The organism is Escherichia sp. WS3227_2, from assembly GCF_046486495.1.
GTDB lineage: Bacteria > Pseudomonadota > Gammaproteobacteria > Enterobacterales > Enterobacteriaceae > Escherichia > Escherichia coli.
Genome location: NZ_JBJQLG010000006.1, coordinates 244,969 through 265,889, shown reverse-complemented (window position 1 = coordinate 265,889; position 20,921 = coordinate 244,969). Strand labels below are relative to the sequence as shown.

At 54.1% G+C, this 20,921-nt stretch carries 23 protein-coding genes; 21 read left to right on the top strand and 2 right to left on the bottom strand.

Annotated features, from left to right (window positions below; translation table 11 throughout):
• Positions 1-65: 65 nt before the first annotated feature.
• From ompC to mqo, 6 genes are all read left to right on the top strand, one after another.
• On the top strand, positions 66-1,172 hold the full coding sequence (gene ompC / locus ACJHXB_RS11110; RefSeq protein WP_000865595.1) for a porin OmpC: 1,107 nt from the start codon (positions 66-68) through the stop codon (positions 1,170-1,172).
• Positions 1,173-1,283: 111 nt separating this feature from the next.
• A complete protein-coding gene (gene apbE / locus ACJHXB_RS11105) occupies positions 1,284-2,339 on the top strand; it encodes an FAD:protein FMN transferase ApbE (protein WP_000406107.1) in 1,056 nt (351 codons plus the stop codon).
• 73 nt (positions 2,340-2,412) lie between these two features.
• Positions 2,413-3,477, top strand: coding sequence for a bifunctional DNA-binding transcriptional regulator/O6-methylguanine-DNA methyltransferase Ada (gene ada, locus ACJHXB_RS11100; RefSeq protein WP_000786360.1), 1,065 nt, complete (start codon positions 2,413-2,415; stop codon positions 3,475-3,477).
• Positions 3,477-4,127 (top strand): DNA oxidative demethylase AlkB, encoded by a 651-nt coding sequence (gene alkB / locus ACJHXB_RS11095; protein WP_000884968.1) that lies wholly within the window; start codon positions 3,477-3,479, stop codon positions 4,125-4,127. Before ada ends, alkB begins: the two co-directional genes overlap by 1 nt.
• Positions 4,128-4,202: 75 nt before the next feature.
• Entirely contained in the window at positions 4,203-5,846 is a 1,644-nt protein-coding gene (gene yojI / locus ACJHXB_RS11090) for a microcin J25 efflux ABC transporter YojI (protein WP_000422209.1), read from the top strand.
• A 217-nt stretch (positions 5,847-6,063) separates the two neighbouring features.
• A complete protein-coding gene (mqo, locus tag ACJHXB_RS11085) occupies positions 6,064-7,710 on the top strand; it encodes a malate dehydrogenase (quinone) (protein WP_000758076.1) in 1,647 nt (548 codons plus the stop codon).
• 149 nt (positions 7,711-7,859) lie between these two features.
• Here mqo and eco read toward each other — a convergent pair whose 3' ends face one another.
• Both eco and ACJHXB_RS11075 read right to left on the bottom strand, forming a co-directional pair.
• Entirely contained in the window at positions 7,860-8,348 is a 489-nt protein-coding gene (eco, locus tag ACJHXB_RS11080; protein ID WP_000849214.1) for a serine protease inhibitor ecotin, read from the bottom strand.
• 132 nt (positions 8,349-8,480) lie between these two features.
• Positions 8,481-8,645, bottom strand: a complete 165-nt coding sequence (locus tag ACJHXB_RS11075; RefSeq protein WP_410233495.1) for a hypothetical protein — start codon at positions 8,643-8,645, stop codon at positions 8,481-8,483.
• A 108-nt stretch (positions 8,646-8,753) separates the two neighbouring features.
• On the opposite strand from ACJHXB_RS11075, the gene napF reads away from it, so the two are divergent.
• Genes napF through ccmH form a run of 15 tightly spaced genes read left to right on the top strand, consistent with a single transcriptional unit; the run spans position 8,754 to position 20,893 of the window.
• Positions 8,754-9,248, top strand: coding sequence for a ferredoxin-type protein NapF (gene napF / locus ACJHXB_RS11070; protein ID WP_000686723.1), 495 nt, complete (start codon positions 8,754-8,756; stop codon positions 9,246-9,248).
• Complete coding sequence (napD, locus tag ACJHXB_RS11065; protein WP_000557378.1) at positions 9,238-9,501, top strand: chaperone NapD; 264 nt, start codon at positions 9,238-9,240, stop codon at positions 9,499-9,501. Before napF ends, napD begins: the two co-directional genes overlap by 11 nt.
• Positions 9,498-11,984 (top strand): periplasmic nitrate reductase subunit alpha, encoded by a 2,487-nt coding sequence (gene napA, locus ACJHXB_RS11060; RefSeq protein WP_000778064.1) that lies wholly within the window; start codon positions 9,498-9,500, stop codon positions 11,982-11,984. Before napD ends, napA begins: the two co-directional genes overlap by 4 nt.
• A 6-nt stretch (positions 11,985-11,990) precedes the next feature.
• Positions 11,991-12,686, top strand: a complete 696-nt coding sequence (napG, locus tag ACJHXB_RS11055) for a ferredoxin-type protein NapG (RefSeq protein ID WP_000091291.1) — start codon at positions 11,991-11,993, stop codon at positions 12,684-12,686.
• Positions 12,673-13,536 carry a quinol dehydrogenase ferredoxin subunit NapH gene (gene napH / locus ACJHXB_RS11050; protein WP_000013503.1) on the top strand — a complete coding sequence of 288 codons (864 nt, stop codon included), beginning with the start codon at positions 12,673-12,675 and terminating at the stop codon, positions 13,534-13,536. Before napG ends, napH begins: the two co-directional genes overlap by 14 nt.
• Positions 13,533-13,982, top strand: coding sequence for a nitrate reductase cytochrome c-type subunit (gene napB / locus ACJHXB_RS11045; protein ID WP_000835177.1), 450 nt, complete (start codon positions 13,533-13,535; stop codon positions 13,980-13,982). The genes napH and napB overlap by 4 nt, the downstream gene beginning before the upstream one ends.
• Positions 13,983-13,991: 9 nt before the next feature.
• Complete coding sequence (gene napC / locus ACJHXB_RS11040; protein ID WP_000528376.1) at positions 13,992-14,594, top strand: cytochrome c-type protein NapC; 603 nt, start codon at positions 13,992-13,994, stop codon at positions 14,592-14,594.
• A gap of 12 nt (positions 14,595-14,606) precedes the next feature.
• Positions 14,607-15,230: a cytochrome c biogenesis heme-transporting ATPase CcmA gene (gene ccmA / locus ACJHXB_RS11035; RefSeq protein WP_000525568.1), complete on the top strand. Its 624-nt coding sequence runs from the start codon at positions 14,607-14,609 to the stop codon at positions 15,228-15,230.
• Complete coding sequence (gene ccmB, locus ACJHXB_RS11030; RefSeq protein ID WP_000971741.1) at positions 15,227-15,889, top strand: heme exporter protein CcmB; 663 nt, start codon at positions 15,227-15,229, stop codon at positions 15,887-15,889. The genes ccmA and ccmB overlap by 4 nt, the downstream gene beginning before the upstream one ends.
• Positions 15,890-15,930: 41 nt before the next feature.
• Positions 15,931-16,668, top strand: a complete 738-nt coding sequence (gene ccmC, locus ACJHXB_RS11025; protein ID WP_001295447.1) for a heme exporter protein CcmC — start codon at positions 15,931-15,933, stop codon at positions 16,666-16,668.
• Positions 16,665-16,874: a heme exporter protein CcmD gene (gene ccmD, locus ACJHXB_RS11020; protein ID WP_000186540.1), complete on the top strand. Its 210-nt coding sequence runs from the start codon at positions 16,665-16,667 to the stop codon at positions 16,872-16,874. Before ccmC ends, ccmD begins: the two co-directional genes overlap by 4 nt.
• Positions 16,871-17,350: a cytochrome c maturation protein CcmE gene (gene ccmE, locus ACJHXB_RS11015; protein WP_001026418.1), complete on the top strand. Its 480-nt coding sequence runs from the start codon at positions 16,871-16,873 to the stop codon at positions 17,348-17,350. The genes ccmD and ccmE overlap by 4 nt, the downstream gene beginning before the upstream one ends.
• Entirely contained in the window at positions 17,347-19,290 is a 1,944-nt protein-coding gene (gene ccmF / locus ACJHXB_RS11010) for a cytochrome c-type biogenesis heme lyase CcmF (RefSeq protein WP_000982474.1), read from the top strand. Before ccmE ends, ccmF begins: the two co-directional genes overlap by 4 nt.
• On the top strand, positions 19,287-19,844 hold the full coding sequence (dsbE, locus tag ACJHXB_RS11005) for a thiol:disulfide interchange protein DsbE (protein ID WP_000824447.1): 558 nt from the start codon (positions 19,287-19,289) through the stop codon (positions 19,842-19,844). Before ccmF ends, dsbE begins: the two co-directional genes overlap by 4 nt.
• Positions 19,841-20,893 (top strand): cytochrome c-type biogenesis thiol:disulfide oxidoreductase CcmH, encoded by a 1,053-nt coding sequence (ccmH, locus tag ACJHXB_RS11000; RefSeq protein ID WP_001211558.1) that lies wholly within the window; start codon positions 19,841-19,843, stop codon positions 20,891-20,893. Before dsbE ends, ccmH begins: the two co-directional genes overlap by 4 nt.
• Positions 20,894-20,921 lie beyond the last annotated feature (28 nt).

The window sequence follows — 20,921 nt, the reverse complement described above, 5'->3', positions numbered from 1 at the left end:
GAGGGTTAATCAGTATGCAGTGGCATAAAAAAGCAAATAAAGGCATATAACAGAGGGTTAATAACATGAAAGTTAAAGTACTGTCCCTCCTGGTCCCAGCTCTGCTGGTAGCAGGCGCAGCAAACGCTGCTGAAGTTTACAACAAAGACGGCAACAAATTAGATCTGTACGGTAAAGTAGACGGCCTGCACTATTTCTCTGACAACAAGTCAGAAGACGGCGACCAGACCTATGTACGTCTTGGTTTCAAAGGCGAAACTCAGGTTACTGACCAGCTGACCGGTTACGGCCAGTGGGAATATCAGATCCAGGGCAATACCTCTGAAGACAACAAAGAAAACTCCTGGACCCGTGTGGCATTCGCAGGTCTGAAATTCCAGGATGTTGGTTCTTTCGACTACGGTCGTAACTACGGCGTTGTTTACGACGTAACTTCCTGGACCGACGTACTGCCAGAATTCGGTGGCGACACTTACGGTTCTGACAACTTCATGCAGCAGCGTGGTAACGGCTTCGCGACCTACCGTAACACTGACTTCTTCGGTCTGGTTGACGGCCTGAACTTTGCTGTTCAGTACCAGGGCAAAAACGGTAGCGTAAGCGGCGAGGGCATGACCAACAACGGTCGTGATGCTCTGCGTCAGAACGGCGACGGCGTTGGCGGTTCTATCACTTATGATTACGAAGGCTTCGGTATCGGTGCTGCAGTTTCCAGCTCCAAACGTACTGATGCTCAGAACACCGCTGCTTACATCGGTAACGGCGACCGTGCTGAAACCTACACTGGTGGTCTGAAATACGACGCTAACAACATCTACCTGGCTGCTCAGTACACCCAGACCTACAACGCAACTCGCGTAGGTTCCTTGGGTTGGGCAAACAAAGCACAGAACTTCGAAGCTGTTGCTCAGTACCAGTTCGACTTCGGTCTGCGTCCGTCTGTAGCCTACCTGCAGTCTAAAGGTAAAAACCTGGGTGTCATCAATGGTCGTAACTACGACGACGAAGATATCCTGAAATATGTTGATGTTGGTGCGACCTACTACTTCAACAAAAACATGTCCACCTACGTTGACTACAAAATCAACCTGCTGGACGACAACCGCTTCACCCGTGACGCTGGCATCAACACTGATGACATCGTAGCTCTGGGTCTGGTTTACCAGTTCTAATTTCGATTTATATCGAACAAAGGGCCTGCGGGCCCTTTTTTCATTGTTTTCAGCGTACAAACGCGTTTTTTTGGTGTACTCTTGCGACCGTTCGCATGAGGATAATCACGTATGGAAATAAGCTTTACCCGCGTGGCACTGCTGGCTGCCGCGCTCTTCTTTGTTGGTTGCGATCAAAAACCACAACCCGCCAAAACCCACGCTACCGAAGTTACCGTTCTTGAAGGCAAAACCATGGGAACCTTCTGGCGTGCCAGCATCCCTGGCATTGACGCCAAACGCAGTGCTGAACTTAAAGAGAAGATTCAGACCCAGCTGGACGCTGACGATCAGCTGCTTTCGACCTATAAAAAAGACTCTGCGCTGATGCGCTTTAACGACTCGCAAAGTCTGACACCGTGGCCGGTAAGTGAAGCGATGGCCGATATCGTCACCACCTCGCTACGTATTGGCGCAAAGACCGATGGCGCGATGGATATTACTGTTGGGCCGCTGGTGAATCTGTGGGGCTTTGGCCCGGAACAACAACCAGTACAAATTCCGAGCCAGGAACAAATTGATGCAATGAAAGCCAAAACCGGCTTACAGCACCTGACTGTCATCAATCAGTATCATCAGCAGTACCTGCAAAAAGATCTTCCGGATTTATATGTCGATCTCTCCACCGTCGGCGAAGGCTATGCCGCCGATCATCTGGCACGCTTGATGGAGCAGGAAGGTATTTCTCGCTACCTGGTGTCGGTGGGCGGGGCGCTGAACAGCCGTGGTATGAACGGTGAAGGCCAGCCGTGGCGAGTGGCGATTCAAAAACCAACCGATAAAGAAAACGCAGTTCAGGCGGTGGTGGATATCAACGGCCACGGTATCAGCACCTCCGGCAGCTACCGCAACTATTACGAACTGGACGGCAAACGCCTTTCTCATGTTATCGATCCGCAAACCGGACGACCTATCGAGCATAATCTGGTGTCCGTGACGGTGATTGCACCGACGGCGCTGGAAGCCGACGCCTGGGATACAGGTTTGATGGTGCTCGGGCCGGAGAAAGCCAAAGAGGTTGTTCGCCGGGAAGGGCTGGCGGTTTATATGATCACCAAAGAAGACGATAGCTTTAAAACCTGGATGTCACCACAGTTTAAAAGCTTCCTTGTCAGCGAAAAAAATTAAAGCGCAAGATTGTTGGTTTTTGCGTGATGGTGACCGGGCAGACTAAAGGCTATCCTTAACCAGGGAGCTGATTATGAAAAACGCCACTTGCTTAACTGACGATCAACGCTGGCAATCTGTCTTAGCCCGCGACCCGAATGCCGACGGCGAATTCGTTTTCGCCGTGCGCACCACGGGTATCTTTTGCCGTCCGTCTTGCCGCGCCAGACATGCCTTGCGGGAAAATGTCTCCTTCTACGCAAATGCCAGCGAGGCACTCGCCGCCGGATTTCGCCCCTGCAAACGTTGTCAGCCAGACAAAGCCAATGCCCAGCAACATCGGCTTGATAAAATTACCCACGCCTGCCGACTTCTGGAACAGGAAACGCCTGTAACGCTGGAAGCCTTAGCCGACCAGGTGGCGATGAGTCCGTTCCATCTGCATCGGTTGTTTAAAGCGACTACCGGAATGACGCCTAAAGCCTGGCAACAGGCCTGGCGCGCTCGCCGTTTGCGCGAATCGCTGGCGAAAGGGGAGAGCGTGACTACATCTATTCTTAACGCCGGATTTCCCGACAGCAGCAGTTACTACCGCAAAGCCGACGAAACGCTGGGCATGACGGCTAAACAATTCCGTCACGGTGGCGAAAATCTGGCGGTGCGTTACGCGCTGGCTGATTGTGAGCTGGGCCGTTGCCTGGTGGCAGAAAGCGAGCGGGGGATTTGCGCGATATTGCTGGGCGATGATGACGCGACACTAATCAGCGAGTTGCAGCAGATGTTTCCCGCTGCCGACAACGCGCCTGCCGATCTGACGTTTCAACAACATCTGCGTGAAGTGATCGCCAGCCTCAATCAACGCGATACGCCGCTGACGTTACCGCTGGATATTCGCGGCACTGCTTTTCAGCAACAAGTCTGGCAGGCACTGCGCACGATACCTTGTGGTGAAACCGTCAGTTATCAGCAACTGGCGAACGCCATCGGCAAACCGAAAGCGGTACGTGCCGTTGCCAGCGCCTGTGCCGCCAACAAGCTCGCTATCGTTATACCTTGTCATCGGGTGGTCCGTGGTGATGGCTCACTTTCCGGTTACCGCTGGGGCGTGTCGCGCAAAGCGCAACTGCTGCGCCGCGAAGTTGAAAATGAGGAGAGGTAATGTTGGACCTGTTTGCCGATGCTGAACCGTGGCAAGAGCCACTGGCGGCTGGTGCGGTGATTTTACGGCGTTTTGCTTTTAACGCTGCGGAGCAACTGATCCGCGATATTAATGATGTTGCCAGCCAGTCGCCGTTTCGCCAGATGGTCACTCCAGGCGGATATACCATGTCGGTGGCGATGACCAACTGTGGGCATCTGGGCTGGACGACCCATCGGCAAGGTTATCTCTATTCGCCCATTGATCCGCAAACAAATAAACCGTGGCCCGCCATGCCGCAGAGTTTTCATAATTTATGTCAACGTGCGGCTACGGCGGCGGGCTTTCCAGATTTCCAGCCAGATGCTTGTCTTATCAACCGCTACGCTCCTGGCGCGAAACTGTCGCTGCATCAGGATAAAGACGAACCGGATCTGCGCGCGCCAATTGTTTCTGTTTCTCTGGGCTTACCCGCGATTTTTCAATTTGGTGGCCTGAAACGAAATGATCCGCTAAAAAGATTGTTGTTGGAACATGGCGATGTGGTGGTATGGGGCGGTGAGTCGCGGCTGTTTTATCACGGCATTCAACCGTTGAAAGCGGGGTTTCATCCACTCACCACCGACTGCCGCTACAACCTGACATTCCGTCAGGCAGGTAAAAAAGAATAAAAATAAGAATTATTATTGCTGTGCGCGCGAAGATGTTTAAACTGCGGGCTGTAATTCATTGTCCGGGTTTTCTGCATGGAACTTCTTGTACTTGTCTGGCGGCAGTATCGCTGGCCATTTATCAGTGTGATGGCGCTAAGCCTCGCCAGTGCGGCTTTAGGCATTGGCTTAATTGCTTTTATCAATCAGCGCCTTATTGAAACGGCGGATACCAGTCTGCTGGTGTTGCCGGAGTTTCTGGGTTTATTGCTGCTGTTAATGGCGGTCACACTGGGATCGCAACTTGCACTTACTACGCTGGGGCATCACTTTGTTTACCGACTGCGTAGCGAATTTATTAAGCGGATTCTGGATACTCACGTCGAGCGTATCGAACAACTCGGTAGCGCCTCGTTGCTGGCGGGGTTAACCAGCGATGTGCGCAATATCACTATTGCGTTTGTTCGTCTGCCGGAACTGGTGCAGGGGATCATTCTCACTATCGGTTCCGCGGCGTATCTGTGGATGTTGTCCGGCAAAATGTTGCTGGTAACGGCTATCTGGATGGCAGTCACCATCTGGGGCGGTTTTGTGCTGGTGGCGCGGGTTTACAAACATATGGCGACCCTGCGTGAAACCGAAGACAAGCTGTACACGGATTTTCAAACCGTACTCGAAGGGCGCAAAGAGCTGACTCTGAACCGTGAACGCGCCGAGTATGTGTTTAACAACCTCTACATTCCTGATGCGCAAGAGTATCGCCATCATATTATCCGCGCAGACACCTTCCATCTTAGTGCCGTGAACTGGTCAAACATCATGATGCTGGGCGCTATCGGCCTGGTGTTCTGGATGGCGAACAGTCTCGGTTGGGCTGATACCAACGTTGCCGCGACCTATTCGTTGACGCTGTTATTCCTGCGTACGCCGCTGCTTTCGGCGGTTGGCGCATTACCGACGCTGCTGACGGCGCAGGTGGCGTTTAACAAGCTGAACAAATTCGCGCTCGCGCCTTTCAAAGCAGAGTTTCCGCGCCCGCAGGCGTTTCCCAACTGGCAAACGCTGGAGCTGCGTAACGTGACATTTGCTTATCAGGATAACGCGTTTTCCGTTGGTCCGATTAATCTCACCATCAAACGTGGCGAGCTGCTGTTTCTGATTGGCGGCAACGGTAGCGGAAAATCGACGCTGGCGATGTTGCTGACGGGCTTGTATCAGCCACAAAGCGGCGAAATCTTGCTGGATGGCAAACCTGTCAGCGGCGAACAACCGGAAGATTATCGCAAACTGTTTTCGGCAGTGTTTACCGATGTCTGGCTGTTCGATCAACTGCTAGGGCCGGAGGGTCAACCCGCTAACCCGCAACTGATTGAGAAGTGGCTGGCGCAACTGAAAATGGCTCATAAGCTTGAGTTAAATAACGGGCGTATTATTAACCTGAAGTTATCGAAAGGGCAGAAAAAACGCGTCGCGCTGTTGCTGGCGCTGGCAGAAGAACGCGATATTATCCTGCTGGATGAATGGGCGGCGGATCAGGACCCACACTTCCGTCGTGAGTTTTATCAGGTGCTGCTGCCGCTGATGCAGGAGATGGGTAAAACGATTTTCGCCATCAGTCATGATGATCATTACTTTATCCACGCTGACCGCCTGCTGGAAATGCGCAACGGGCTACTTAGCGAGCTGACAGGCGAAGAGCGCGATGCTGCTTCGCGTGATGCCGTTGCCCGGACGGCATAATATTTCGACGCTGACCTGGCGGACTGCTGCCGCCAGGTCAATATTCTAAAAATCCCTTCATTTCTAATAACCCTATAATTAATCAACGAAATTATAATGTTTCTAAAATTAGAATATAATTTATAAACATTATTTAAATGTTGTTACTTAAGTGTTACCGTTGATGCCGCGCAAATCTCACCTGCAATAAAGCGACTAAAAGTAAGGCATTAACAAGATGAAAAAAGTGACTGCCATGCTCTTCTCGATGGCCGTGGGGCTTAATGCCGTTTCGATGGCGGCAAAAGCGAAAGCGTCCGAGGAGCAGGAAACTGATGTACTGTTGATTGGCGGCGGCATTATGAGCGCCACGTTGGGGACCTATTTACGCGAGCTGGAGCCTGAATGGTCGATGACCATGGTGGAGCGCCTGGAGGGTGTCGCGCAGGAGAGTTCGAACGGCTGGAACAACGCCGGAACCGGGCATTCTGCACTGATGGAACTCAATTACACTCCGCAAAACGCCGATGGCAGCATCAGTATTGAAAAAGCAGTCGCCATTAACGAAGCATTCCAGATTTCCCGCCAGTTCTGGGCGCACCAGGTCGAACGTGGTGTGCTGCGAACCCCACGTTCATTTATTAATACCGTTCCACATATGAGCTTTGTCTGGGGCGAGGATAACGTCAATTTCCTGCGCGCCCGTTACGCCGCGTTGCAACAAAGCTCGCTGTTTCGCGGTATGCGTTACTCTGAAGATCACGCGCAGATCAAAGAGTGGGCACCGTTAGTGATGGAAGGGCGCGATCCGCAACAGAAAGTGGCAGCCACGCGTACGGAAATTGGTACTGATGTGAACTATGGCGAGATCACCCGCCAGTTAATTGCTTCCTTGCAGAAGAAATCTAATTTTTCGCTGCAACTCAGCAGCGAAGTCCGCGCCCTAAAGCGTAATGACGATAACACCTGGACCGTCACTGTTGCCGATCTGAAAAACGGCACTGCACAGAACATCCGCGCCAAATTTGTCTTTATCGGCGCGGGCGGTGCGGCGCTGAAGTTGTTACAGGAATCGGGTATTCCGGAAGCGAAAGACTACGCCGGTTTCCCGGTGGGCGGACAGTTCCTTGTTTCGGAAAACCCGGACGTGGTTAATCACCATCTGGCGAAGGTTTACGGTAAAGCATCCGTTGGCGCACCACCGATGTCGGTTCCGCATATCGATACCCGTGTTCTGGACGGTAAACGCGTCGTGCTGTTTGGGCCATTTGCCACCTTCTCAACCAAATTCCTCAAAAACGGTTCATTGTGGGATCTGATGAGTTCCACCACCACCTCTAACGTGATGCCGATGATGCACGTCGGGCTGGATAATTTCGATCTGGTGAAATATCTGGTGAGTCAGGTGATGTTGAGTGAAGAGGATCGTTTTGAAGCGTTGAAAGAGTACTATCCGCAAGCGAAAAAAGAGGACTGGCGTTTGTGGCAAGCAGGGCAGCGCGTACAGATTATCAAGCGTGATGCCGAGAAAGGTGGCGTACTGCGTCTGGGTACCGAAGTGGTCAGCGACCAGCAAGGGACTATTGCCGCGCTGCTGGGGGCATCGCCAGGGGCGTCAACCGCCGCGCCGATTATGTTGAATCTGCTGGAAAAAGTATTTGGCGATCGCGTTTCCAGCCCGCAATGGCAGGCAACGTTGAAGGCGATCGTTCCGTCTTATGGACGCAAGCTGAACGGTGATGTAGCGGCAACAGAACGCGAGTTGCAGTACACCAGCGAAGTGCTGGGGCTGAAATACGACAAGCCGCAGGCAGCAGATAGTACGCCGAAACCGCAGTTGAAACCGCAACCCGTTCAAAAAGAAGTGGCGGATATTGCGTTGTGATGATGTGCCACATCCGGCATGGTATGCCGGATGTGGCGTATGCAGATAAGACGCGTCAGCGTCGCATCAGGCAACCGGCTCGGGCGTTAGATGTCGGATGCGGCGTGACCGCCTTATCCGACCTGGCGGGTGCCGCACTTCACGGCAGTTTAGCGAACTACCGCGTTGTCAATTTTCTCTTCCGCCTTCCAGACGCGGTACTTCACATCTACATTGTCTGGCGTATACACCACGATCGGCAGCTTGCTGTTGTAACGCAGCATTCCAGCATCGCCCAGATACGCGGTGACAAATTTCTTCTCTTTTTTGCCATCCGGGCAGGCCATCATCGTCGAAACCGGGGAACTGACTTTATCAAAGACATAATAATCATAGCCCCAGCCTTCCAGCGTTTTGCTTTCCAGCTTCCCGCCGAGACGATGTAAATTGCAGTCGACTTCCAGCGTCTGACCGATTAACAGTTCTACTTTCAGGGTAGATTCATCTTCTTGCGGGGTTAACTGAATCACCTGACGCTTCATGCCTTTTTCAGCTTGTGGATAAGGCGCGATTTTTTCCAGTGGCTGGACGCTCTCTGCCGCCCAGGCGGAGGTGGTGGCGAAAGCGGCAAACAATACTGCAGGTAGAATGGTCTTCATTTTTGCTTTCCTTCTTCATTTATAGGTTTTCACCGATGATGTCGCTGAAGGTTAACATATTCATCAGATTTATTAATTTGCTTTATGAATAACTTAAAGAACATTCAGATAATTTTACCTGCTCTTTTAGTGTTAAATTCTGATGAGAGAGCAAACCAACAGAAATATTTCTGGTGAATTAATCGCTATATAAATATGTTTATAACCATTTGAAATGTGAGCAAAAACCCGTTTTTGCCACGCTTCCCGCCACTCTTTTGATCCTGCTACAGGTTTTACCCCGATCGGGGTATGCATCTTTGACACATCCTTTAATATCTTAGCGGCTATAAAAATGGCTTATTAATTATGCGGTTTATTTGGTCGCTCTCAATTTTCAGAGCGCGTTAATGATGGAAGGTCAATGTGAAGATTGATGCATCCCGTCGGGGCATACTCACTGGTCGCTGGCGCAAAGCCAGTAACGGTATCCGTCCGCCCTGGTCCGGTGATGAATCTCATTTTCTGACCCATTGCACCCGCTGCGACGCCTGTATTAATGCTTGTGAAAACAACATTCTGCAACGCGGCGCGGGCGGCTATCCGAGCGTTAACTTCAAAAATAACGAGTGCAGCTTCTGTTACGCCTGCGCGCAGGCTTGCCCCGAATCGCTATTTTCTCCGCGCCACACCAGGGCCTGGGATTTGCAGTTCACCATTGGGGACGCGTGCCTGGCGTATCAGTCAGTTGAATGCCGCCGCTGTCAGGATAGCTGTGAGCCAATGGCAATTATCTTTCGCCCGACGCTCTCCGGGATCTACCAGCCGCAACTTAATAGCCAACTTTGCAACGGATGTGGAGCATGTGCAGCCAGCTGTCCGGTATCAGCCATAACTGCGGAGTATCTCCATGCACACTAACTGGCAAGTTTGCAGCCTGGTCGTGCAGGCCAAAAGCGAACGAATTTCAGACATCAGCACCCAACTGAACGCCTTTCCCGGCTGTGAAGTTGCTGTCAGCGACGCGCCGAGCGGTCAGTTGATTGTGGTGGTGGAAGCAGAAGACAGCGAAACGCTGATCCAAACCATTGAGTCAGTACGCAACGTAGAGGGCGTGCTGGCGGTGTCGCTGGTTTATCACCAGCAGGAAGAGCAAGGTGAGGAAACACCATGAAACTCAGTCGTCGTAGCTTTATGAAAGCTAACGCCGTTGCGGCCGCTGCGGCGGCTGCCGGTCTCAGCGTGCCGGGCGTTGCCCGCGCCGTTGTTGGTCAGCAGGAAGCCATTAAATGGGATAAAGCGCCGTGCCGTTTCTGCGGTACTGGTTGCGGCGTTCTGGTCGGAACGCAGCAGGGGCGTGTGGTGGCCTGTCAGGGCGACCCGGACGCACCGGTTAACCGTGGCCTGAACTGCATTAAGGGCTATTTCCTGCCCAAAATCATGTACGGTAAAGACCGTTTGACGCAGCCGCTTCTGCGTATGAAAAACGGTAAATATGACAAAGAAGGCGAATTTACCCCAATCACCTGGGATCAGGCCTTCGATGTGATGGAAGAGAAATTCAAAACCGCCCTGAAAGAAAAAGGGCCGGAATCGATCGGTATGTTCGGTTCTGGTCAGTGGACTATCTGGGAAGGTTATGCCGCGTCCAAGCTGTTCAAAGCGGGATTCCGTTCGAACAACATCGACCCGAACGCGCGTCACTGTATGGCGTCGGCGGTAGTTGGCTTTATGCGTACCTTTGGTATGGATGAGCCGATGGGCTGCTATGACGACATCGAGCAGGCTGACGCGTTTGTGCTGTGGGGCGCAAACATGGCGGAGATGCACCCGATCCTCTGGTCGCGCATCACTAACCGTCGTCTCTCCAACCAGAACGTCACCGTGGCGGTGCTTTCTACCTACCAGCATCGTAGCTTCGAGCTGGCGGATAACGGCATCATCTTTACGCCGCAATCTGACCTGGTGATCCTGAACTACATCGCCAACTATATCATTCAAAACAATGCGATAAATCAGGACTTCTTCAGCAAACACGTTAACCTGCGCAAAGGCGCGACGGACATCGGCTACGGTTTACGTCCGACCCATCCGCTGGAAAAAGCAGCGAAGAATCCAGGTTCTGACGCCTCCGAACCGATGAGCTTTGAAGATTACAAAGCCTTCGTTGCCGAGTATACGCTGGAAAAAACTGCTGAAATGACCGGTGTGCCGAAAGACCAGTTAGAGCAACTGGCGCAGCTGTATGCCGATCCGAACAAGAAAGTCATCTCCTACTGGACGATGGGCTTCAACCAGCATACCCGCGGTGTGTGGGCTAACAACCTGGTCTACAACCTGCACCTGCTGACCGGCAAAATTTCCCAGCCGGGTTGCGGTCCGTTCTCCCTGACCGGGCAGCCTTCCGCGTGTGGTACTGCGCGTGAAGTGGGCACCTTTGCTCACCGTCTGCCTGCGGACATGGTGGTGACTAACGAGAAACATCGTGATATCTGCGAGAAGAAGTGGAATATCCCGAGCGGCACCATTCCGGCGAAAATCGGTCTGCACGCGGTAGCACAAGACCGTGCGCTGAAAGACGGCAAGCTGAATGTTTACTGGACCATGTGTACCAACAACATGCAGGCCGGGCCGAACATCAATGAAGAGCGTATGCCGGGCTGGCGCGATCCGCGCAACTTTATCATCGTTTCCGATCCGTATCCGACAGTCAGTGCGCTGGCCGCCGACTTGATCCTGCCGACCGCAATGTGGGTAGAGAAAGAGGGGGCTTACGGTAACGCCGAACGCCGTACTCAGTTCTGGCGTCAGCAGGTACAGGCACCGGGCGAAGCGAAATCGGATCTCTGGCAGTTAGTCCAGTTCTCCCGCCGCTTCAAAACTGAAGAAGTATGGCCGGAAGAGCTGCTGGCGAAGAAACCGGAACTGCGTGGCAAAACGCTGTACGAAGTTCTGTATGCCACCCCGGAAGTGAGCAAATTCCCGCTATCCGAACTGGCGGAAGATCAGCTGAACGATGAATCCCGCGAGCTGGGCTTCTATCTGCAAAAAGGGCTGTTCGAAGAGTACGCATGGTTTGGTCGCGGTCACGGTCACGATCTGGCACCGTTCGATGACTACCACAAAGCGCGCGGTCTGCGCTGGCCGGTGGTGAACGGTAAAGAAACGCAGTGGCGTTACAGCGAAGGTAACGACCCGTACGTGAAAGCGGGCGAAGGCTACAAGTTCTACGGTAAACCGGATGGCAAAGCGGTGATTTTCGCGCTGCCTTTCGAACCGGCGGCGGAAGCACCGGATGAAGAGTACGACCTGTGGCTCTCTACCGGACGCGTTCTGGAGCACTGGCACACCGGCAGTATGACTCGCCGTGTGCCGGAACTGCACCGTGCCTTCCCGGAAGCGGTCCTGTTTATTCACCCGTTGGATGCGAAAGCGCGCGATCTGCGCCGTGGCGACAAAGTGAAAGTGGTTTCTCGCCGTGGCGAAGTGATCTCGATTGTTGAAACGCGCGGTCGTAACCGTCCGCCACAGGGCCTGGTGTACATGCCGTTCTTCGACGCCGCACAGCTGGTTAACAAACTGACGCTGGACGCGACCGATCCGCTCTCGAAAGAGACGGACTTCAAGAAGTGCGCGGTCAAACTGGAGAAGGTGTAAGCCATTATGTCCCGGTCAGCGAAACCTCAAAATGGTCGCCGCCGCTTTCTGCGCGATGTTGTTCGCACAGCAGGCGGGCTGGCTGCCGTGGGTGTGGCGCTGGGGTTACAACAGCAAACCGCACGCGCATCTGGCGTGCGGTTGCGCCCGCCCGGAGCCATAAACGAGAACGCCTTTGCCAGTGCCTGTGTGCGTTGCGGTCAGTGTGTTCAGGCTTGCCCTTATGACACCTTAAAACTGGCGACGCTGGCTTCTGGCCTGTCGGCGGGCACGCCATATTTTGTCGCACGGGATATTCCTTGCGAAATGTGTGAGGACATTCCGTGCGCCAAAGTGTGCCCGAGCGGTGCGCTGGATCGTGAGATCGAATCGATCGACGACGCGCGGATGGGGCTGGCGGTGCTGGTGGACCAGGAAAACTGTCTCAACTTTCAGGGGCTGCGCTGCGATGTTTGTTATCGCGAATGCCCGAAAATTGATGAGGCCATCACCCTGGAGCTGGAGCGCAACACGCGTACCGGTAAGCACGCCCGCTTTCTGCCGACGGTTCACAGCGACGCCTGTACCGGCTGCGGTAAGTGCGAAAAAGTGTGCGTGCTGGAACAACCGGCAATCAAGGTGTTACCGCTGTCACTGGCGAAAGGGGAGTTAGGTCACCATTACCGCTTCGGCTGGCTGGAGGGGAACAATGGCAAATCGTAAACGTGACGCCGGGCGCGAGGCGCTGGAGAAAAAAGGCTGGTGGCGCAGCCACCGTTGGCTGGTGTTACGTCGCCTTTGTCAGTTCTTCGTGCTGGGGATGTTTTTGAGCGGTCCGTGGTTTGGTGTGTGGATCTTGCACGGCAACTACAGCAGTAGCCTGTTATTCGACACCGTTCCGCTGACCGATCCGCTGATGACGCTGCAAAGTCTTGCCAGCGGTCATCTGCCTGCCACGGTGGCGTTGACCGGTGCGGTAATTATCACCGTGCTCTACGCGCTGGCAGGAAAGCGATTATTTTGCAGCTGGGTCTGCCCGCTGAACCCGATTACCGACTTAGCGAACTGGTTACGCAGGCGCTTTGACCTCAATCAGTCTGCGACGATCCCTCGCCACATTCGCTACGTGCTGTTGGTGGTCATTCTGCTGGGATCGGCCTTAACCGGCACACTCATCTGGGAATGGATCAACCCCGTTTCCCTGATGGGGCGCAGTCTGGTAATGGGATTCGGCAGCGGCGCGCTGCTTATTCTCGCGCTGTTTTTATTTGATCTACTGGTCGTTGAACACGGCTGGTGCGGGCACATTTGTCCGGTTGGCGCGCTGTATGGCGTGCTGGGTAGCAAAGGTGTCATTACCGTTGCGGCCAGCGATCGGCAGAAATGTAACCGCTGTATGGATTGTTTTCATGTTTGCCCGGAACCGCATGTGCTACGTGCCCCGGTGCTGGATGAACAAAGCCCGGTGCAGGTCACCAGCCGCGATTGCATGACGTGCGGTCGCTGCGTGGATGTCTGTTCTGAGGATGTATTTACAATAACTACACGATGGAGTTCGGGAGCGAAATCATGAAAAGCCATGACCTGAAGAAAGCGCTGTGTCAATGGACGGCGATGCTGGCCCTGGTGGTGAGCGGCGCGGTTTGGGCGGCTAATGGCGTCGATTTTAGCCAGTCGCCGGAAGTATCCGGGACGCAGGAAGGGGCCATTCGGATGCCAAAAGAGCAGGAACGGATGCCGCTGAACTATGTGAATCAGCCGCCAATGATCCCGCATAGCGTTGAAGGTTATCAGGTAACGACCAATACCAACCGCTGCTTGCAGTGCCACGGTGTCGAAAGCTATCGCACCACTGGCGCACCGCGCATCAGTCCTACTCACTTTATGGACAGCGACGGCAAAGTGGGCGCGGAAGTGGCTCCGCGTCGTTATTTCTGTCTGCAATGTCACGTACCGCAGGCTGATACCGCGCCAATCGTGGGGAATACCTTTACCCCGTCAAAAGGTTACGGGAAATAAGAGGTTATTATGGGAAATTCTGACCGTAAGCCTGGTCTGATTAAGCGCCTGTGGAAATGGTGGCGTACCCCCAGCCGTCTGGCGCTGGGGACGCTGCTGTTGATCGGCTTTGTTGGCGGCATCGTCTTCTGGGGCGGCTTTAACACCGGGATGGAAAAAGCCAATACCGAAGAGTTCTGCATTAGCTGCCACGAAATGCGTAACACGGTGTATCAGGAATACATGGATTCCGTGCACTACAACAACCGTAGCGGCGTTCGTGCGACCTGTCCGGATTGTCACGTTCCGCACGAGTTTGTGCCGAAGATGATACGCAAGCTCAAAGCAAGTAAAGAGCTGTATGGTAAAATTTTTGGCGTTATTGACACGCCGCAGAAATTTGAAGCTCATCGCCTGACGATGGCACAGAATGAGTGGCGGCGCATGAAGGACAATAACTCGCAGGAGTGCCGTAACTGTCACAACTTCGAGTATATGGATACAACCGCCCAGAAATCGGTTGCCGCGAAGATGCATGACCAGGCGGTGAAAGATGGGCAAACCTGTATTGATTGCCATAAAGGGATAGCGCACAAGCTGCCCGATATGCGCGAAGTCGAGCCAGGTTTTTAACAGGGTTATTGCGTGGGTATGCTTGAAGCCAGAGAGTTACTTTGCGAGCGGGATGAACGAACCTTATTTAGTGGCTTGTCATTTACGCTGAACGCAGGAGAGTGGGTACAAATCACCGGTAGCAACGGCGCGGGGAAGACAACGCTTCTCCGTTTGCTGACGGGGTTGTCTCGCCCTGATGCGGGTGACGTTCTCTGGCAAGGGCAGCCCTTGCATCAGGTTCGCGACAGCTACCATCAAAACCTGTTATGGATAGGCCATCAGCCGGGGATCAAAACCCGGCTGACGGCGTTAGAAAATCTGCACTTTTATCATCGCGATGGCGATACCGCACAATGTCTGGAAGCTCTGGCGCAGGCCGGGCTTGCCGGATTCGAAGATATTCCGGTAAATCAACTTTCTGCCGGGCAACAACGCCGCGTCGCTTTAGCGCGTCTGTGGCTGACCCGTGCCACGTTATGGATCCTCGACGAGCCTTTTACCGCGATTGACGTTAACGGCGTCGATCGTCTGACCCAGCGTATGGCGCAGCATACGGAGCAGGGGGGGATTGTGATTCTGACTACCCACCAGCCGCTCAACGTTGCTGAAAGTAAAATTCGCCGCATTTCACTGACGCAAACGAGGGCCGCATGATGTTCTGGCGCATTTTCCGTCTTGAGCTGCGCGTAGCGTTTCGCCACAGCGCCGAAATCGCCAACCCGCTGTGGTTCTTCCTGATTGTCATTACCCTTTTTCCGCTCAGTATCGGTCCGGAGCCGCAACTGCTGGCGCGTATTGCACCGGGCGTTATCTGGGTTGCCGCACTGCTTTCATCCTTGCTGGCACTGGAGCGTCTGTTCCGTGACGATTTGCAGGACGGCAGTCTTGAACAATTGATGTTGTTGCCGTTACCCTTGCCCGCCGTTGTGCTGGCGAAGGTGATGGCGCACTGGATGGTAACCGGTCTGCCGTTACTTATCCTTTCGCCCCTGGTAGCAATGCTACTGGGAATGGATGTTTATGGCTGGCAAGTGATGGCGCTGACGCTACTGCTGGGAACCCCTACGCTTGGCTTTCTCGGAGCACCGGGCGTGGCGCTGACAGTGGGACTTAAGCGCGGTGGTGTGCTGCTCAGCATTCTCGTATTACCGCTGACTATCCCATTACTCATCTTTGCCACCGCCGCGATGGACGCGGCTTCTATGCATTTGCCCGTTGATGGGTATCTGGCAATTTTAGGCGCGTTGCTGGCAGGCACCGCGACATTAAGTCCTTTTGCGACGGCGGCAGCGTTACGAATCAGCATTCAATAACGCTGGATTACTGATTTTTGTTCGAGTCTGGTATCGAAACTATGTGGAAAACACTGCATCAACTGGCGATCCCACCACGGCTGTATCAAATCTGTGGCTGGTTTATACCGTGGCTGGCAATTGCCAGTGTGGTCGTGCTTACCGTCGGCTGGATCTGGGGATTCGGCTTTGCTCCGGCTGATTATCAACAGGGAAATAGCTACCGCATTATCTACCTGCATGTGCCTGCGGCGATCTGGTCGATGGGCATTTATGCATCAATGGCGGTGGCGGCGTTTATTGGCCTTGTCTGGCAGATGAAAATGGCCAACCTGGCGGTGGCGGCGATGGCCCCCATTGGTGCCGTGTTTACCTTTATTGCCCTGGTTACCGGCTCTGCATGGGGAAAACCGATGTGGGGCACCTGGTGGGTATGGGACGCACGCCTGACTTCTGAACTGGTGCTGCTGTTTCTGTATGTTGGTGTAATTGCCCTGTGGCACGCCTTCGACGACCGGCGTCTGGCGGGCCGTGCGGCAGGTATTCTGGTGCTGATTGGCGTGGTGAATCTGCCGATTATTCATTACTCCGTGGAGTGGTGGAACACCCTGCATCAGGGATCAACGCGGATGCAGCAAAGTATCGATCCGGCGATGCGTTCGCCGCTGCGCTGGTCGATTTTTGGCTTCCTGCTGCTGTCTGCCACGCTGACGCTGATGCGGATGCGTAATTTGATTTTGCTGATGGAAAAACGCCGTCCGTGGGTGAGTGAACTGATACTGAAAAGAGGCCGTAAATGACCCCTGCATTTGCTTCCTGGAATGAATTTTTCGCAATGGGCGGTTACGCCTTTTTTGTCTGGCTGGCGGTGGTGATGACCGTTATTCCGCTGGTGGTTTTGGTCGTGCACTCGGTGATGCAGCATCGCGCAATTCTGCGTGGCGTGGCGCAACAGCGGGCGCGTGAGGCGCGTTTACGTGCTGCGCAACAGCAGGAGGCTGCATGAATATTCGCCGTAAAAACCGCTTGTGGATTGCCTGTGCCGTGTTGGCAGGGCTGGCGCTGACTATCGGTCTGGTGCTATATGCGCTGCGCTCGAATATCGATCTCTTTTATACGCCGGGGGAAATTCTCTACGGCAAGCGTGAAACTCAGCAAATGCCGGAAGTCGGTCAGCGTCTGCGCGTTGGCGGGATGGTGATGCCGGGTAGTGTGCAGCGCGATCCCAATTCGCTAAAAGTAACTTTCACCATTTACGACGCTGAAGGTTCAGTAGATGTCTCTTACGAAGGCATTTTGCCGGATCTGTTCCGTGAAGGGCAGGGCGTTGTGGTGCAGGGCGAACTGGAAAAAGGCAATCATATCCTCGCGAAAGAAGTGCTGGCGAAACATGATGAAAACTACACGCCGCCAGAAGTTGAGAAAGCGATGGAAGCCAATCACCGTCGCCCGGCGAGTGTTTATAAGGACCCAGCATCATGATGCCGGAAATTGGTAACGGACTGCTGTGTCTGGCGCTAGGAGTTGCGCTGCTGCTGTCCGTGTATCCGCTATGGGGCGTGGCGCGCGGAGATGCGCGCATGATGGCGTCTTCCCGCTTGTTTGCCTGGCTGCTGTTTATGTCTGTAGCTGGCGCATTTCTGGTGCTGGTCAATGCTTTCGTGGTCAACGACTTTACCGTCACCTATGTTGCCAGCAACTCCAATACCCAGCTTCCGGTGTGGTATCGCGTGGCGGCTACCTGGGGCGCGCATGAAGGTTCGCTTCTGCTGTGGGTGCTGCTGATGAGCGGCTGGACCTTTGCGGTGGCGATTTTTAGTCAGCGTATTCCGCTGGATATTGTGGCCCGCGTACTGGCGATAATGGGGATGGTCAGCGTCGGCTTTTTGCTGTTCATTCTCTTTACCTCTAACCCGTTCTCACGCACGTTGCCGAACTTCCCGATTGAAGGTCGCGATCTTAACCCGCTGTTACAGGATCCGGGGCTGATCTTCCATCCGCCTCTGCTTTATATGGGGTACGTCGGTTTCTCGGTGGCGTTTGCTTTCGCCATTGCTTCTTTGTTGAGTGGGCGTCTGGACAGCACCTATACGCGTTTTACCCGCCCGTGGACGCTGGCGGCGTGGATCTTCCTGACGCTCGGCATTGTGCTCGGTTCCGCATGGGCCTATTACGAACTCGGCTGGGGCGGCTGGTGGTTCTGGGATCCGGTAGAAAACGCCTCGTTTATGCCGTGGCTGGTGGGGACTGCGCTGATGCACTCACTGGCGGTCACTGAACAACGCGCCAGCTTCAAAGCGTGGACATTACTGCTGGCAATCAGTGCCTTCTCGTTGTGTCTGCTGGGGACTTTCCTGGTGCGTTCCGGCGTGCTGGTATCGGTACACGCGTTTGCGTCTGATCCGGCGCGCGGTATGTTTATCCTCGCCTTTATGGTGCTGGTGATTGGCGGTTCGCTGCTGCTGTTTGCCGCGCGTGGACACAAAGTTCGCTCACGCGTAAACAATGCGCTGTGGTCGCGGGAATCTCTGCTGTTAGCGAACAACGTTTTGCTGGTCGCCGCGATGCTGGTGGTGTTGCTGGGGACGCTGCTGCCGCTGGTGCACAAGCAACTGGGACTGGGCAGTATTTCGATTGGCGAACCGTTCTTCAACACCATGTTTACCTGGCTGATGGTGCCGTTTGCGCTACTGCTGGGTGTCGGTCCTCTGGTGCGCTGGGGGCGCGATCGCCCACGTAAAATCCGCAATTTATTGATTATCGCCTTCATCTCTACGCTGGTGCTGTCTCTGCTGTTGCCGTGGCTGTTCGAAAGCAAAGTTGTTGCGATGACGGTGCTCGGCCTGGCAATGGCCTGCTGGATTGCGGTGCTGGCAATTGCGGAAGCTGCGCTGCGTATTTCACGCGGCACGAAAACCACCTTCAGTTATTGGGGGATGGTGGCGGCTCACCTGGGGCTGGCAGTGACAATTGTTGGCATTGCCTTTAGCCAGAACTATAGCGTTGAGCGTGATGTGCGCATGAAGTCCGGCGATAGCGTCGATATTCATGAATATCGCTTCACCTTCCGTGATGTCAAAGAGGTGACTGGCCCGAACTGGCGCGGCGGTGTGGCGACTATCGGCGTAACGCGAGATGGCAAGCCGGAAACGGTGCTGTATGCGGAAAAACGTTATTACAACACTGCTGGGTCGATGATGACCGAAGCGGCGATTGACGGTGGCATCATGCGTGACCTGTACGCCGCGCTCGGTGAAGAGCTGGAAAACGGCGCGTGGGCTGTGCGTCTTTACTACAAACCGTTTGTTCGCTGGATTTGGGCGGGCGGGCTGATGATGGCGTTGGGCGGACTGCTGTGTCTGTTTGATCCTCGCTATCGTAAGCGCGTGAACCCGCAGAAAACTGCGCCGGAGGCTGTATGAAGCGCAAAGTATTGTTAATTCCGTTGATTATCTTCCTGGCGATTGCCGCGGCGCTGCTGTGGCAGCTGGCGCGTAATGCCGAAGGGGATGATCCGACCAATCTGGAATCGGCGCTCATTGGCAAGCCAGTGCCGAAGTTTCGCCTCGAATCACTGGACAATCCGGGGCAGTTTTATCAGGCGGATGTGCTGACTCAGGGCAAACCAGTGCTGCTTAACGTCTGGGCGACCTGGTGTCCGACCTGCCGTGCGGAACATCAATATCTGAATCAGCTTTCTGCGCAGGGCATCCGCGTGGTCGGCATGAACTATAAAGACGATCGCCAGAAGGCAATCAGCTGGCTGAAAGAGCTGGGCAATCCTTACGTACTAAGCCTGTTTGATGGCGACGGCATGTTAGGACTGGATCTCGGTGTCTATGGCGCGCCAGAAACGTTCCTCATCGACGGCAACGGCATCATTCGCTATCGCCATGCGGGCGATCTCAATCCTCGCGTCTGGGAAGAAGAGATCAAGCCGCTGTGGGAGAAATACAGTAAGGAGGCCGCACAATGAGGTTTTTATTGGGCGTGCTGATGCTGATGATCTCCGGCTCAGCGCTGGCGACCATCGACGTGTTGCAGTTTAAGGATGAAGCGCAGGAGCAGCAGTTCCGGCAACTCACTGAAGAACTACGCTGCCCGAAATGCCAGAACAACAGCATTGCCGATTCCAACTCGATGATTGCCACCGACCTGCGCCAGAAAGTGTATGAACTGATGCAGGAAGGTAAAAGTAAGAAAGAGATTGTCGATTATATGGTGGCGCGTTACGGCAACTTCGTCACTTACGATCCGCCGTTAACGCCGCTGACCGTGCTGCTGTGGGTGCTTCCGGTAGTGGCTATTGGCATTGGAGGTTGGGTCATTTACGCCCGTTCGCGGCGTCGGGTACGCGTGGTGCCGGACGCGTTTCCTGAACAAAGCGTGCCGGAAGGTAAGCGTGCCGGATATATTGTTTATCTGCCGGGTATTGTGGTGGCGTTAATTGTGGCTGGCGTCAGCTACTACCAGACGGGCAATTATCAGCAGGTGAAAATCTGGCAGCAGGCCACGGCACAGGCTCCGGCGTTACTGGACAGGGCGCTGGATCCGAAAGCCGATCCGCTCAACGAAGAAGAGATGTCGCGCCTTGCGCTGGGGATGCGTACTCAACTGCAAAAAAATCCGGGAGATATAGAAGGCTGGATTATGTTGGGCCGCGTTGGCATGGCGCTGGGTAACGCCAGTATCGCCACCGATGCATACGCTACTGCGTATCGCCTCGATCCGAAAAACAGCGATGCTGCACTGGGATACGCTGAAGCGTTGACACGTTCATCTGATCCCAACGACAACCGCCTCGGCGGTGAACTGCTACGTCAGCTGGTGAGAACGGATCATAGTAATATCCGTGTGTTAAGCATGTATGCGTTTAATGCCTTTGAGCAGCAGCGATTTGGCGAAGCCGTTGCCGCGTGGGAGATGATGTTGAAACTCTTACCTGCCAACGATACTCGCCGTGCGGTGATTGAACGTAGTATCGCGCAGGCGATGCAACATTTGTCGCCGCAGGAGAGTAAATAATAAGAGGCCCGATGGTGATGCCATCGGG